At 39.6% G+C, this 13,762-nt stretch carries 17 protein-coding genes; 14 read left to right on the top strand and 3 right to left on the bottom strand.

What is annotated here, in order from left to right:
• Positions 1-562: 562 nt before the first annotated feature.
• A complete protein-coding gene (locus AC4QJR_RS25085) occupies positions 563-988 on the top strand; it encodes an OsmC family protein (protein WP_496524557.1) in 426 nt (141 codons plus the stop codon).
• A gap of 53 nt (positions 989-1,041) precedes the next feature.
• Here the strand turns inward: AC4QJR_RS25085 and AC4QJR_RS25080 are convergent, their stop codons facing one another.
• Positions 1,042-1,575, bottom strand: a complete 534-nt coding sequence (locus tag AC4QJR_RS25080; RefSeq protein WP_251461147.1) for an NUDIX hydrolase — start codon at positions 1,573-1,575, stop codon at positions 1,042-1,044.
• Between the two features lie 147 nt (positions 1,576-1,722).
• On the opposite strand from AC4QJR_RS25080, the gene AC4QJR_RS25075 reads away from it, so the two are divergent.
• The 11 genes from AC4QJR_RS25075 (at position 1,723) to AC4QJR_RS25025 (ending at position 11,516) form a co-directional block, all read left to right on the top strand.
• A complete protein-coding gene (locus AC4QJR_RS25075; protein WP_251461145.1) occupies positions 1,723-2,487 on the top strand; it encodes a hypothetical protein in 765 nt (254 codons plus the stop codon).
• Between the two features lie 18 nt (positions 2,488-2,505).
• Positions 2,506-2,985 carry a hypothetical protein gene (locus AC4QJR_RS25070; RefSeq protein WP_251461143.1) on the top strand — a complete coding sequence of 160 codons (480 nt, stop codon included), beginning with the start codon at positions 2,506-2,508 and terminating at the stop codon, positions 2,983-2,985.
• Between the two features lie 235 nt (positions 2,986-3,220).
• Positions 3,221-3,388, top strand: a complete 168-nt coding sequence (locus AC4QJR_RS25065) for an aspartyl-phosphate phosphatase Spo0E family protein (protein ID WP_098574071.1) — start codon at positions 3,221-3,223, stop codon at positions 3,386-3,388.
• Positions 3,389-3,631: 243 nt separating this feature from the next.
• Positions 3,632-4,273, top strand: a complete 642-nt coding sequence (locus tag AC4QJR_RS25060; RefSeq protein WP_375375381.1) for a response regulator — start codon at positions 3,632-3,634, stop codon at positions 4,271-4,273.
• A gap of 1 nt (position 4,274) precedes the next feature.
• Entirely contained in the window at positions 4,275-5,381 is a 1,107-nt protein-coding gene (locus AC4QJR_RS25055) for a sensor histidine kinase (protein ID WP_496524556.1), read from the top strand.
• A gap of 127 nt (positions 5,382-5,508) precedes the next feature.
• Entirely contained in the window at positions 5,509-6,447 is a 939-nt protein-coding gene (locus AC4QJR_RS25050) for an ABC transporter ATP-binding protein (protein ID WP_496524555.1), read from the top strand.
• A 12-nt stretch (positions 6,448-6,459) separates the two neighbouring features.
• Positions 6,460-7,572 carry an ABC transporter permease gene (locus AC4QJR_RS25045; protein ID WP_496524554.1) on the top strand — a complete coding sequence of 371 codons (1,113 nt, stop codon included), beginning with the start codon at positions 6,460-6,462 and terminating at the stop codon, positions 7,570-7,572.
• Positions 7,572-8,717, top strand: a complete 1,146-nt coding sequence (locus AC4QJR_RS25040) for an ABC transporter permease (protein WP_496524553.1) — start codon at positions 7,572-7,574, stop codon at positions 8,715-8,717. Before AC4QJR_RS25045 ends, AC4QJR_RS25040 begins: the two co-directional genes overlap by 1 nt.
• Positions 8,718-9,166: 449 nt before the next feature.
• Positions 9,167-10,423: a C40 family peptidase gene (locus AC4QJR_RS25035; protein WP_496524552.1), complete on the top strand. Its 1,257-nt coding sequence runs from the start codon at positions 9,167-9,169 to the stop codon at positions 10,421-10,423.
• A gap of 99 nt (positions 10,424-10,522) precedes the next feature.
• A complete protein-coding gene (locus tag AC4QJR_RS25030; protein WP_251461129.1) occupies positions 10,523-10,756 on the top strand; it encodes a hypothetical protein in 234 nt (77 codons plus the stop codon).
• 241 nt (positions 10,757-10,997) lie between these two features.
• Positions 10,998-11,516, top strand: a complete 519-nt coding sequence (locus AC4QJR_RS25025; RefSeq protein WP_496524551.1) for a DoxX family membrane protein — start codon at positions 10,998-11,000, stop codon at positions 11,514-11,516.
• Positions 11,517-11,591: 75 nt separating this feature from the next.
• Here AC4QJR_RS25025 and AC4QJR_RS25020 read toward each other — a convergent pair whose 3' ends face one another.
• Complete coding sequence (locus AC4QJR_RS25020; RefSeq protein WP_496524550.1) at positions 11,592-11,810, bottom strand: spore germination protein; 219 nt, start codon at positions 11,808-11,810, stop codon at positions 11,592-11,594.
• A gap of 205 nt (positions 11,811-12,015) precedes the next feature.
• Here AC4QJR_RS25020 and AC4QJR_RS25015 point away from each other — a divergent pair, with 205 nt between their 5' ends.
• Entirely contained in the window at positions 12,016-12,537 is a 522-nt protein-coding gene (locus tag AC4QJR_RS25015) for a DoxX family membrane protein (protein WP_496524549.1), read from the top strand.
• 53 nt (positions 12,538-12,590) lie between these two features.
• On the opposite strand, the gene AC4QJR_RS25010 is transcribed toward AC4QJR_RS25015, so the two are convergent.
• Positions 12,591-13,217 carry a GNAT family N-acetyltransferase gene (locus tag AC4QJR_RS25010; protein ID WP_496524548.1) on the bottom strand — a complete coding sequence of 209 codons (627 nt, stop codon included), beginning with the start codon at positions 13,215-13,217 and terminating at the stop codon, positions 12,591-12,593.
• A 101-nt stretch (positions 13,218-13,318) separates the two neighbouring features.
• Between AC4QJR_RS25010 and AC4QJR_RS25005 the strand changes: the two genes are divergently transcribed.
• Complete coding sequence (locus AC4QJR_RS25005) at positions 13,319-13,612, top strand: hypothetical protein (protein ID WP_496524547.1); 294 nt, start codon at positions 13,319-13,321, stop codon at positions 13,610-13,612.
• The last annotated feature ends 150 nt before the right edge of the window (positions 13,613-13,762 follow it).

The following is a 13,762-nucleotide window of genomic DNA, read 5'->3' as shown; positions in this document are numbered from 1 at the left end:
TTTAAAAATAGCTGAAAATTCGCTCTTTATTGTTGACGTTGATAATCATTTTCAATTATTATTTATATTAGGTATTGATAATGATTATCAATTAAGGGCTGTGATTAATCACTGAGTAAAGCACCAAGTGTAAAGTCAGTATTAAACGGCCTACTCAAATATATATAAATTGATATGAAGTTAATGGAGTTGAATTTAATTATCCTGAATGGCATTAAGGAAATTTGCTGAAAGTAGGTATCATCGTGTTTGTTTGTAAAAAACATGTAAGGGAAGCACTCAAAGGACTGGAAGTTCCTCATGTTGTTAAAGTTGATAATTATCATTGCACCTGCTCATTTTGTCATAAAGAAGCAAATCTAAGAATCTTTTATTCAATTCCTTTCTTTCAAACATCTAGTAAAAAAACAAATAATAGTTGGAACTGAACTAGATTACTAGTGATATGACTTGAATGTATTCGTAAAATAACAAATCAAAACTACTAATCGTTCACCATGAAAAAATGTAAAATAAGGAAGTGATTCATGGGTAAAAATAAATTAATGAAAGGGGGATGTGTATGGATTTATCAATAAACTGGAAAGGGAAAATGGCATTTTCGGGGGTCACCCCCACCGGGCATGAATTTATTATGGATGCGGCACCAGAAGTGGGCGGGGAGAATTCCGGTCCAAGACCGACGGAGCTGCTGCTAGAGGCGGTTGCCGGCTGTACGGGGATTGATATTATCTCGATCTTGAACAAAATGCGTCTTGAGCCATCCGCATTTCAAATGGATGTAAAAGGAGAGCGTGCCGAGGAGCATCCGAAGAGCTTTACGACGATTAATATTCATTATGCGTTAGACGGAGAGCTGCCTGAAGATAAAGTGGTCCGGGCGATACAATTGTCGAAAGACAAATACTGCTCCGTCTCCCATTCCTTGAATGCAGAGATCACAGTCAGCTATTCGATCAATGGGGTTAAAGGGGAAAAAGCGATATAACATCAATAAGAAGTAACGGCAATGGGTTGTTACTTCTTATTGATGATCATTAATTACCGATTATCCGTAATCAACATATATCTTAATACCGCAGCAAGTCCAGCGCCATGCTTGAATTCGCCTTTTTCAATTAAAGACTTCACTTCGTGCATCGTCAATTTATGTAATTCGATTTGTTCGCTGCTTTCCAGTCGTTGCTCGACAGCGTGAAGGCCGGTAGCTGCGAATAAATAAATTTCCTCGCTGGTAGAGCCAGGTGACGGATAAAAACTGCCTAAATCGAGCCAATAGTCAGCTGTATTACCAGTCTCTTCTTCCAATTCTCTTTTCGCCGTTTCGATGGGAGCATCGTTTGCGTTGTCAATCATTCCAGCGGGCAATTCCCATTCCCAGCTTTTAATCGCATGGCGATATTGTTTTAGACAAATGATTTCTTTATCCGCCGTGATAGGAAGGATACAGACGCCCTTTGCAAAATCTAAATAGGAAAAATTCCTTTCCTCCCCGTTTGGGACAATGACCTTTTCAATCACTACCCCAAAACGATCCACTTGTTCTTTTCTTGAACTATTAATCTTCCAAACCATCTTCCTTCATCCCAACCTTTCATGAACATAAACCTATTGTACACTCTTTTTGGAAATTGGCTAATTCCAGCTGGGTATGGATATTTATGACATTATTTGTAAACACTAGCTGAGACATATGTTTTTTGAAGGGGGAAAGGACAACAAGTGAATCAAATACCTCCGTTTCGAAGGCAGCGATCATATCTTTCCCAATTTACAACGGGACAATTACATTTAAAGAATCCTTGGATTACCGCTTTCTTTTCCTTCTCCTATCCCGGGTTTGGTCATATCATGCTGCATCGCTACATGGCTGGCTATATTCTTATTCTTTGGGAGACTTTCATAAACGAACAAGCGAAAGTGAACCTTGGCATTTTATATACGTTAATAGGTGAATTTGAAAAGGCAAAAGATGTTCTGGATAATCGGTGGTTAATTCTGTATCTGGCGATTTACATGTTTGGTATTTGGGATAGCTATCGGACAACTATTGATCTCAATAAGCAGTATGTCTTGGCCGACCGCGAGGACGCGCCAATCTTAAACATAAAAATGGGAACATGGGACACGAACTTTTTAGATAAACGAAAACCTATCAATGCGTTGATCTGGTCCGCTTTATTTCCTGGTCTTGGTCATCTATATCTCCATCATGTTATTACGGGGTTCTTTATTTTTGTTTATACCGTGGCGATCACGTATTTGGGGCATATTCCACATGCCATCCATGCCTCGATGACTGGAAATTTTGCTCATGCTAAAGAAATATTAGATATGCAATGGGCTTTGTATTTTCCTTCGATTTACTTTTTCATTATTTATGATTCTTATGCTTCTGCCATTGAGCACAACAAATTGTGTGAAAAAGAAATGTCAAAATTTCTACGGCAAAGATATCAAAGTAAAGACTTTATTTTTCCTCTATAGAAAGTGAGTGTTAATCAGGTGTATGTCATAGCCACTTTCGAGAATTCCTTATTTATTGAGTTAGCTATCTCTGCGATCGAACAAAAGGGGATACCTAAAGAAAAGATTCTCGCTGCCCCGCTTGATAAACGTTCGGAGCCAAGGCAGTTATTTGATACGATCCACCGGGCGGATGGTTTGAGTTTGTTTGACGGTGCTGCGATGCTGGGAACTTGTTTTATGCTGCTCGGTGCCATTTACGGATATGTTCTAAAATGGGGGCCGATTATTTGGGGAATTATTGGTGCGGTCAGCGGGTTACTTTTGGGCTTTTTCATTAAAATACTCCTTGTCAAAAATAAGCAGCGAGGAGGAAAAGGCATCACAGCAGAAATTGTTTTAATAATTCGATGTGAAGATCATCAATGGGAAACCATTGAAAAGATTTTATGGGATCATACGGCTCTTGGAATAACGAGAATACATAATGGAATTAGCGCTATACTTACCCAAAGTTAAGGAGCGAAAACACAGATTTTTTTCTTATTCTGGATTATTTGTCAAGAATGTGAACTTTTTTGCACAAAGTTACCAACTTTTCGGCATATTCCGAGGAACAATTTAGGAGTAGGTGTCATAAACAACGTGATGATAGTTAATAATGTCGATATTTGATGACGAAAACTAGTTACTTGTAGGCGCTTTCAATTGATAAACTTTTAAGTACATAGTTCATATATTAAGGAGTTTAGTGATGATGAATAACGACGATCTTTTTGTACAAATCGAAAATTTGAGAAATAAAATGATAGGAGTGGGGCTATCGGAAGGTTTAAATTCAGTGGAAACTGTAAAGCTAAGCGAAAGACTTGATAAGTTAATTAACTTACAAATGGGGTTATTTACGAAGATTTCTGCTTGAGTAATTATTTTGGGTTTAGCTAATACTATGAAAGCAACTAGAATCATAATCATATCCCAGTAAAAAAAGCGTACAAGTCCTCTCTGTTGGGATCTTGTACGCTTTTTTTACTTAGATCTACTAATGCGGGCAGTCTCTATAGGATAAGGCTGCAAGAATTTAATGTCTAATCCTATTCAATCATGATCTTATTTCTTGCTATAATAGGTAAATGATGTAAATGGGGGAGGGGGTTGTTAACGTATGAAAATAAAGGTCATCATCGCAGATGATAACTCATTTATTCGGGAAGGCCTGAAAATTATTTTATCTACATACGAAGAATTTACCGTGCTCGACACCGTGAGTGATGGAAAAGAGGCAGTCGATTACTGTCTCGCCCATGAAGTTGATCTTGCCTTGCTTGATGTTCGCATGCCCAATATGAACGGAGTGGAAGCAACGAAGCTGATTGCCGAGCAAACAAGCACTAAGCCGATTATTTTAACGACCTTTGATGATGATGAATATATTCTTGATGCCATTAAAAATGGGGCAAAAGGCTATTTGTTAAAAAATAATGATCCGGAACAAATCCGGGATGCAATGAAGAGTGTGTTCCACGGAAACAGCATTCTTCAGGATGTCATTTTTGAAAAAATAAAATCCAATTTGTCTCCGGTCAATAATGGAGCTGAAACAAAGATTGACCTCACCCAGTTTACCGAGCGGGAACGTGATATCCTCTCATTAATTGCGAAGGGATATTCCAATAAAGCCATCTCTAAGGAATTATTTATCTCAGAAGGGACAGTCGCGAATTACATCACGTCTATTTTAGGAAAGACAGGTCTAGAGCATCGCACTCAAATCGCGATTTACTACCTCACCGGGAAAATCGATTAAGATGGAAATTTGGATTATTATTACGAAGATGATTTTGCTTGTATATATCGCGATTCAATGTGCGCAGGTCAATGTCAGCCATATCTCCTGGGTGGTTCTTGCGTTTTTGGTTTATTTTTGCGCCAATATCACACTCTATCTTTTTAAAAATCATACCGTTAAAAAGGTTCTGCATGTCCTGTCCATTGGTATTTTGACAGTGGCTTATCTAATCGTAAATCCATTGTTTTATTTGCTGTTGCCACTTACAATTATCGAGCTTGCGGCCAGTTTTATCGATAAGAAACTTGTGGTTTTATTGTTATCTTTGCTTCCCATCCTCTATATGAAAGCGTGGCTGCAGCCTATTTATGGCTTAGCCGCTTGTCTTTCATTTATGATTTTTTCAATCACGTCCATTTATGGAGAGAAACTAGAGAAAAATGAAGTGCAAAAAGATGAGATGCGAAAGCAGCTCCAGAAACTAACCAAACATATTCATGAAAATAGCGAATACATCCGCCAGTCAGAATACACCTTTAAATTAGAGGAGCGCAATCGAATTTCACAAGAAATCCATGATAAAATTGGCCACTCGATGACGGGTGCTCTTTTTCAAATGGAAGCGGCAAAACGGCTGGTGGAAACAGATCAACATAAAGCCACCGAGCTCCTCCAAAATGCCATCAATATTTCAAAAGAGGGGATTGAAAACATCCGCCTGACCTTAAAAAATATGAAACCGCCGACAGAACAGGTGGGGATTCACCGCTTGAAGTTGCTGGTAGATGATTTTAATGCCAAACAGACAATCAAAACGGTCCTTACCCATGAAGGCAATCTAGATATCATCGCACCAATTCATTGGAAAATCATCCATGAAAATGTCACGGAAGCACTGACAAATGCGATGAAATATTCTTATGCCACGCAAGTATCGGTCAATCTGAAGATCCTGAATAAAATGATTCGAGTTGAAGTGAAGGATAATGGAGCGGGAACGGAGATGATCAAAAAAGGTCTAGGCATTATTGGAATGGAAGAGCGGACGGCTGCCGTCAATGGAAAGATCATCGTCGATAGCACGAATGGTTTTTCCGTCACCACTCTTCTTCCGTTGGGCACATGAGGATCACATGAACATCTCACGCTGAAAATATGAATATTCTCATATGAAAAGAATGAACGATTGCACTTATGCGCGTTCATTCTTTTTCTATATACTGGAAGCAGACAAACGAATTAGGGGTGAGAGGATGAATGTTTTAGAAATTAAGAATTTAACGAAAAAATTCGCTGATTTTATTGCAGTTGATAATATGAGTTTATCTGTGGCCGAAGGTGAAATCTTTGGTTTTCTTGGCGCCAATGGAGCTGGGAAAAGTACGACGATTAATATGATTGCGGGCCTGCTCCGCAGCAATGAAGGGACGATTAACATACTAGGTAAAAATAGTGCCAAATACAGCCGCCTGGCCAAAATGAATATTGGCATGGTTCCACAGGATCTGGCTATTTATGAGGATATGACCGCTTATGAAAATGTGAAATTCTTTGCGGGACTTTACGGTCTGCGTGGTGCTGAACTCAATGAGCGAGTCGAGGAGGCCCTTGAATTTGTTGGTCTCCAGGATAAGCATAAAAGCTATCCGAAGAGTTTTTCGGGCGGGATGAAACGGCGCCTCAATATCGCCTGTGCGATTGCCCACCGTCCGAAGCTGATCATTATGGATGAACCAACGGTCGGGATTGACCCGCAATCCAGGAACTATATTCTTACGTCGGTCCGTAAGTTAAACGAAATGGGCTGTACCATCATTTACACGAGCCACTATATGGAAGAAGTCGAAGAGATTTGCTCACGGATAGCGATTATTGATCATGGAAAAATCATTGCCGAAGGAACGAAGGAGCAGCTGAAATCGATTATTACTAATACGAAGGACGTTTGGATTGAGGTCAAATCGACGGAAAAAGTGGACCTAGCAGCGATTAAAAGCATTCATGGTGTCGAAGCTGTTTCCGTGGATGAACACATGATTAAAATTAACTCCGATACCGGGGTCAATAACCTAAACAAAATCATTGAACACTTTATGAGCAGCCACATGGAAATCCGCTCCTTACAAGAAAAAGCTCCAAACTTGGAGACGGTATTTTTAACATTAACGGGCAGAAATTTGCGTGACCAATAAGGGGGATTCACTTTGAATATACTCAATATCGCCTGGAAGGGAATTAAAACAGACTTCCGGGATACCCGAACGTTGTTTTTCATGTTACTTTTTCCGATTTTATTAATGTTGGTCCTCGGAACGGCATTGTCGAACACATTTACAACCAGTCTCATTGTCGATGATATCGATGTTTTATATAAAGATACAACGAACGGTGAGTTTTTTCCTCATTTTATTAATGAAGTCGAAAAATCGGGGCTTCATTTTACAAAAGCAGCCGGTTCTACGGATGGCGAAAAAGAAGTAAAGCAGGGTACCTATGATGGCTATGTCGAAGTAACGGATCAAGGAATTCAGCTCTATGTTAATAATGGAACCAGTATTGAAGGGACTATCCTTCAAGGCATGCTCGCCTCGTTTGTCGATCAATACAATATCACATCGGAGATAATAAAGGTGGCACCGGAAAAGCTGGAGAGTGCCTTTACACGTGAGAAGCCGGCGGATTTTATTAAGGAGACCTCCCTGCTTCCCGATCAGCAGCCTGGTTCCATGGATTATTATGCGATTGTAATCACGACGATGATTATTCTGTACGGGGCGATGTCGGCTAGTTCGTTAATTGTGAGCGAACGTGTACGAAAGACGGGTGACCGGCTAATCGCTTCACCGGTTTTAAAGAGTGAAATTTTCATAGGAAAAGTGCTCGGGAGTCTTGTCAGTAACAGCATTTGTATCGTTCTGGTCCTCCTTTTTAGCAAACTCATTTTCAAAGCAAATTGGGGCGATCATTTAGGCTTGGTATTCCTGGTTCTCCTAACAGAAGTGGTGTTTGCGGTCAGCATGGGGATTGGCGTTAGTTTCTTGTCAAAAACGAGTGCGGGTCCAAAGGTAATTATCATGTTATTTGTTCAATTATCGTCCTTTTTTGGGGGAGCCTATTTTAAAATTGAGAATCCTGAGGGTATTTTTAAATTAATCACTGATCTCTCACCGCTGACTTGGATGAATACAGCGGTGACGAAGATTATTTACGCGAATGATTTTGCGGCGGCCATTCCGACGCTCACCATCAATCTATCCGGGGCGCTGCTATTCTTGCTTGTAGCGATCGTTTCATTGCAACGACGGGAGGGAATATAATGAAGGATATCCTCTGGTTAATTCAGAACACACTCCGTGTAACGTTTCGGAAAAAGAAAAACATTATTATGTACCTGTGTATGCCGTTAATTGGGATCCTCGTTGCCCTGCTCGTCTATGGCGGTGATCAAAAAACAATCCTGCATGTCGGGATTGTTCAAGAGGACAAAAGCGTGATCACTGCGGATACCATCGACTTTTTAAAGGGATTGGAGAATGTCGAGATTTCAATGATTGCTGCTGGGCAAGTCCAGGATAAAATCTCTTCTGGGAAATTAGATAGTGTGATTACCTTTGAAAAAGGGTATGCAGACAGTGTCTTAGCAGGGAAGCCTGACCATATCGAATTGACCTCCATCAAGGGGGCAGCCATTACCGCTTACGTGAAATCGTATTTGCATCAGTATATCGATAATATCGCGACGATCAGTTATGTGGCGGGCGGAAATCAACAAAAGTTTGAGCAGATGTATAGCGATTTTCAGCAGACGAACTATAAGCTCACGACTCATTCTCTAGAAGACGGTTCGAAAAATAAGAACATGACCAACCAAACAATTGGCTTCTTGATCATGATCATGTTAATGTCAGCCGGGAATATGGCGGAAATCATACTGTTGGAAAAAGAAAGCCGCACCTATTTTCGATTGTTATCGACACCGATTAATGCGCGGAAATACATTTTCTCCAATATTGTGGTCAACATGATTGTAATGACGATCCAGGTAGTTATTACGTTAACCATCATGAAAGGCGTCTTTCATATTGGCATGAACATGTCGTTTTGGTCCGCAGCCTTTGTGATGTTACTGTTTTCATTAATATCAGTCGGGATCTCTTTAGTGATTGTTTCTTTTTCTAACAGCCGCAGTGCCGCTGGTGCTTTGCAAAATTTAATTATCACACCGACTGTCATGCTTTCCGGCTGTTTCTGGCCGGTGGAAGTAATGCCCAAATCCCTGCAAAAAATTGCTGATTTCCTGCCGCAGCGCTGGACCTTGGATACGTTAACAAAGCTGCAGGAAGGAAATGCGATGAGCGGCCTGTATATGAATTTCATTATCCTATTTGCCTTTGCCGCCGCCTTTTTCTTGATTGCGATTTATCGGTTTAGTAGAAATAATACGACACAGAATTTTGTCTGAAACGTTTAGAAGGCTGTGTTAAAGGTTATTATTGATTTTGACACTCTGTTGATTGGAGTGGAAGGCACGAAGACTCCTGCGGGAGTACGGGGCAGGGGAGACCCCGCAGGAGCAAAGCGACGAGGAGGCTCCCCGGCACGCCCGCGGAAAGCGAAGTGCCTGGAACGGAAATCAACAGACAAGTTTAACACAGCCAAGTAACGACCATCTTTGACCGCTCAATTGGGCGGTTTTTTTTTGTGGTTTTTTAATATATGGAATTTTGGTAGGCGGAAATTAAGAATCTTTCACGAAACCAGACGTTTTTTTCGACTTTTTCTATAATTATTCTACATAACATTACAAATTCATTACATTTTCCCTAGTTCCATTGTTATTATTCTCTTGGAAACTTAAACTATAAATATATAAAACGGAAAAATTTACTTTTGGAAAAGGTGAGAATAGGAATGAAACGGAAACTAGTAATATATTCGGTAATGGTAGCTCTATTATCGACGATCTTTCAAGCAACCCCGACTTTTGCAAGTCCAACTGTTACTCAAGAACAAATCAATGAGACTGAAGGACAAATAACCGCAACACAAAATCAAATTGAAGAGATAGAAACAAAGATTCAACAACTTGACGACCGTATCGTCATTGGTATGGAGAAAAGCAAACAACTAAACAATGATATTAAAGTCCAACAAGGTCAAATCGTAAAAACGAAGGCAGACATTGAAAAAGCCAAAAAGGATTTAGAGACGAACAAAAACTACTATACTGCAAGATTGAAAACAATGCAGGAGCAAGGTCAGCAGCCGATGATCACATATGCTGAGTTCATTCTTTCTTCTGAAAGCTTTTCACAGTTACTAACTCGTTCTACAGCTATTATGCAAATTCTTGATAATAATACAGATATCATGAAGACGCTAGCTAAAAAAGAGGAAAACTTACTAGGTGCGGAGCAAAAGTTAGAAAACGAATTGGCGCAATTAAAAAAGAGCCAAAGTGACTTAGTTTCTGAACAAAAGCAGATTGAAGCAGATAAGGCCGAAATTAAAACCGTATTGGCAGAATCAAAAAATACCTTAAATCAACAACTAGCGCAACTTGCTAATCAAAAAACACTGAAAAGTGCACAAGATAAAGCACGTCAAGAAGCACAAGCAAGAGCAGTACGTGAAGCACAAGAGAGAGTTGCAGCTGAGGAAAGAGCACGTCAAGCAGCGGAAGAAAGTGCAAATCAACAAGCGCCTGAAAGCCCAGCGCAACCAAAACAAGAATCTCCGGTGGAAAAACCGGTGAAAAAATCAGTGAAAAAACCAGCGAAATCCGTTGATACACCGAAAGAAACAGTGACTAATTCAGGAGATGCCGATGCGTTAATCTCTTATGCTAAACAATTTTTGGGTGTTAAATACGTTTGGGGAGGAACAACTCCAAATGGGTTTGACTGTTCAGGGTTCACCCAATATGTGTTCCGTCATATTGGTATTTCCCTTCCGAGGGTCTCTCGTGACCAGCAGGATGTAGGAACTAGCATTTCTACTTATAATGTACAAAAAGGTGATTTAGTATTTAGGGGTAACCCTGCCCACCATGTTGGTATCTATATCGGCGGTGGGAAGTATATCCATGCACCACAAACAGGTGATGTAGTAAAGATTTCTGCGTATAATCCGTCTAAATTTACAACTGCAGCACGAGTATTGCGTTAAGAACAAGGCTTGGAGGAAAACTCCAAGCCTTTTTTGTGTGTTTTTGGGGAAGATAATCACATAGATTAGAAGAGGTGAAAAGAACATTTTTCTAAGAAGGTGTCTAAGATAACCACAACCGAGGAAATTGCTGCAATCCTTGCCGGCTTTGATCATCCACTGGCCCCGTATTGGCTTAATAACGATCTAATCAAGAAGACCATCGCAACCAGTTATGATTATTGGGTAGAAGATACAGAAATCCCAATGTCATTGGCCGACTTTGTGTTCCAATATCTTGAACATGCCGAATATCTCGGCGGAATTTTTTCAAACATACATGATCCCAGCTGATGCACAGCTGGGATTACTTTGGTGTCAGGCACCCTAAGACGAAGGTAAGCAAAATAGGTTCCAAAAAATCGGTCGTTTCAGAGATAACCTTGTCATTTTAGTGCAACTGTGGCCGTTCAAAAGTTCGCCATAACATTTCAAACAAAGTGTGAACTTGTCACTACACCCATATTGTTTATCCGAAAAAAGGAATATAGTGTAAATATAAAGAACAAATAAATTTTGAAAGGCGGAATCATTTATGTTTAATAAATTTTTAAGAGAAAATAAAATTGCAGCGGCCATCTTAACTGTCTTACGATTATATCTTGGTTATTCTTGGTTTACAGCAGGTTTTGGAAAATTAACTGGCGGCGGCTTTGATGCTTCTGGATTCTTAAAAGGAGCCATCGCCAACCCAGTAAAAGGTCCAGACGGCGCGGTCGTATTTGGCTGGTATGTAGACTTCTTAAAACACTTTGCACTGCCAAACGTGGATGTGTTCAACGTCATTGTTCCTTGGGGCGAAACTTTAATCGGTTTAGGATTGATCTTAGGTTGCTTAACAACAACAGCCATGTTCTTCGGCCTAGTGATGAATTTCAGCTTCTTCTTAGCAGGTACTGTATCTCATAACCCAAGAGACATTTTCCTTGGCTTCATCATTCTAACAGCAGGTTACAACGCTGGTAGAATCGGTTTAGACCGCTGGGTGGTTCCATTCTTCAAAAAGACTAGCAAAAAAGTTACTGGGCATGAAAAAGCAAAGGTAAGTGCATAAATAATTTGTAAACAAAAGACGATTCGGGCTTCATACCGAATCGTCTTTTGTTCTATTTTGTATCGAATGAACTGTTTAGTTATCGTGAACGATGGGTTGGTCAAATAGATCGGAATTTACTGAGGTCGTTGCACTTGATCCGTTAACAGTTGTGATATGAACCCCTGTATTTGAAGAACCTGAGCCATGTGCAGTTTTCACGGCGCTTTTAGGAGAAATAAACAAGGAATTGCCAAATTGGACAACCCCGCCACTAATTGAATCGATTTTCACCGGAAGTGGAAACTCAGACATAGAAGAACATCCTTTGCACTTTAATATTTTACTATATGTGAATCAGCAATCTTTTGTTCTTGGATCGCAATTGGGTGCCGTTCAAAAGTTCGTCATAACATTTCAAACAAACTGTGAACTTGTTACTATACCCATGTTGTTTAATGAAAAAAGGAATATAGTGTAAGTATAAAGAACAAATAAATTATGAAGGGCGGAATCATTTATGTTTAATACATTTTTAAGAGAAAATAAAATTGCAGCGGCCATCTTAACTGTCTTACGATTATATCTTGGTTATTCTTGGTTTACAGCAGGTTTTGGAAAATTAACTGGCGGCGGCTTTGATGCTTCTGGATTCTTAAAAGGAGCCATCGCCAACCCAGTAAAAGGTCCAGACGGCGCGGTCGTATTTGGCTGGTATGTAGACTTCTTAAAACACTTTGCACTGCCAAACGTGGATGTGTTCAACGTCATTGTTCCTTGGGGCGAAACTTTAATCGGTTTAGGATTGATCTTAGGATGCTTAACAACAACAGCCATGTTCTTCGGCCTTGTAATGAATTTCAGCTTCTTCTTAGCAGGTACAGTATCTCATAACCCAAGAGACATCTTCCTTGGCTTCATCATTCTAACAGCAGGTTACAACGCTGGTAGAATCGGTTTAGACCGCTGGGTGGTTCCGTTCATTACTAAAATGAACAAAAAAGGCACTGGTCACACTGGTCATGAAAAAGTAAAAGCTTAACATTAAGAAAAGCAGAAGCAGCTCGTGTCAAAGCTGAACTTCTGCTTTTCTTTTTAGTTAAAATATTCATCTTCAATGGACGGTGAAAATTCGTTTAATATGGTGTCTTTATCGATTACATCTGAATGGATAAATTGGAATACTTCTTCGATCCCTGCTTGTATTTGTTCCTTTGGCAATCGGTGTATATGAGGAGACGGTCTAAAATATAGGTACAGGGGAAACCCGCCATCGTTTGTGGGGAGCTTATAAGAGATATTTAGTCTTCTTGCACCCATTCGTTCGTAAAAGTTTATTCTTCGTATTTGTTGCTCTCGTGAGTCTGGATCTTCTTCTGGTATTTCCACTTCTACAAACGTCCCAATATACCCATCCCGCTTTGATTGAGTGATTTTATGAAAAAAGAGGGACCCATAGCCAGCATTCCGGAATTGCTGATCGATTGCCATATAATCAAGCCAAATCGCTGGTAGGTGCTCAAATTCATAAATTAAGGCATAGCCAACGATTTTTTCCTGTTGCCTTGCCCAGATGAGTTTGTATTTTTCGTTAGCTAAAAGCTTTTGAAAATGCTTGTATTCTTTTAATTCATTTACTGGAAAGTCAGTCGAGAGTCGTTGATAGACGTCCATTAACTCACTTAGATTGCCCTCTGATAATTCGATTTGCTTGATTTCCATATTTCGGTTGCCTGCCTTTATTTTTTACATTAAAATTTATTTTTAGATTCTGTTCAAAATTACCTTTTAATCCATATGCTTTAGGATAAGGGGTGAATGTTATGTCAACTGAACCGTTCGATATCGAGACATTAAAACACATAAGGAACAAACTTGATTATATTTACTATATCGCAAAAAGCAATTACAACGACAACCCTGAATTAATGGACACGATTGAAAATTTAGCCCAAGTTTCAAAAATGTTTACGAATATAAAAATTCAAGAGCTTAGCAAGCAGGTAGAAACACCTAGCCCTCAGGGATACATTCTCTCCAAACTAGCAAACTCCTACTCTAGAATGAAAGAATATGAAAAACAAAAAGAAGCGGATTTCCCATTTTGGAAGGATTGAAAGGAGAGAGGTGCTTCATGCACTTCTCTCTATTTTTTCAATGGTGCCTGACACCACATTGAATTACCAAAATTATTTAGAAAAACTAAATATTTCTTAGAATCAGTTCATTTGTCATAGTATAATAGTTTTATGAGTCTATTCGACATT

This window comes from Neobacillus sp. BP17, from assembly GCF_059579525.1.
The sequence above is the reverse complement of the archived record's forward strand: the minus strand, read 5'-3'. Positions and strand labels throughout refer to the sequence as shown.

Excerpts from the sequence above, each read along its gene's own strand:
- AC4QJR_RS25065 (WP_098574071.1), top strand. The coding sequence starts at position 3,221 with ATGATGAATAACGACGATCTTTTTGTACAAATCGAAAATTTGAGAAAT.
- AC4QJR_RS25025 (WP_496524551.1), top strand. The coding sequence starts at position 10,998 with ATGTTTAATAAATTTTTAAGAGAAAATAAAATTGCAGCGGCCATCTTA.
- AC4QJR_RS25085 (WP_496524557.1), top strand. The coding sequence starts at position 563 with ATGGATTTATCAATAAACTGGAAAGGGAAAATGGCATTTTCGGGGGTC.
- AC4QJR_RS25020 (WP_496524550.1), bottom strand. The coding sequence starts at position 11,810 with ATGTCTGAGTTTCCACTTCCGGTGAAAATCGATTCAATTAGTGGCGGG.
- AC4QJR_RS25010 (WP_496524548.1), bottom strand. The coding sequence starts at position 13,217 with ATGGAAATCAAGCAAATCGAATTATCAGAGGGCAATCTAAGTGAGTTA.
- AC4QJR_RS25080 (WP_251461147.1), bottom strand. The coding sequence starts at position 1,575 with ATGGTTTGGAAGATTAATAGTTCAAGAAAAGAACAAGTGGATCGTTTT.
- AC4QJR_RS25055 (WP_496524556.1), top strand. The coding sequence starts at position 4,275 with ATGGAAATTTGGATTATTATTACGAAGATGATTTTGCTTGTATATATC.
- AC4QJR_RS25050 (WP_496524555.1), top strand. The coding sequence starts at position 5,509 with ATGAATGTTTTAGAAATTAAGAATTTAACGAAAAAATTCGCTGATTTT.
- AC4QJR_RS25040 (WP_496524553.1), top strand. The coding sequence starts at position 7,572 with ATGAAGGATATCCTCTGGTTAATTCAGAACACACTCCGTGTAACGTTT.
- AC4QJR_RS25015 (WP_496524549.1), top strand. The coding sequence starts at position 12,016 with ATGTTTAATACATTTTTAAGAGAAAATAAAATTGCAGCGGCCATCTTA.
- AC4QJR_RS25035 (WP_496524552.1), top strand. The coding sequence starts at position 9,167 with ATGAAACGGAAACTAGTAATATATTCGGTAATGGTAGCTCTATTATCG.
- AC4QJR_RS25005 (WP_496524547.1), top strand. The coding sequence starts at position 13,319 with ATGTCAACTGAACCGTTCGATATCGAGACATTAAAACACATAAGGAAC.
- AC4QJR_RS25060 (WP_375375381.1), top strand. The coding sequence starts at position 3,632 with ATGAAAATAAAGGTCATCATCGCAGATGATAACTCATTTATTCGGGAA.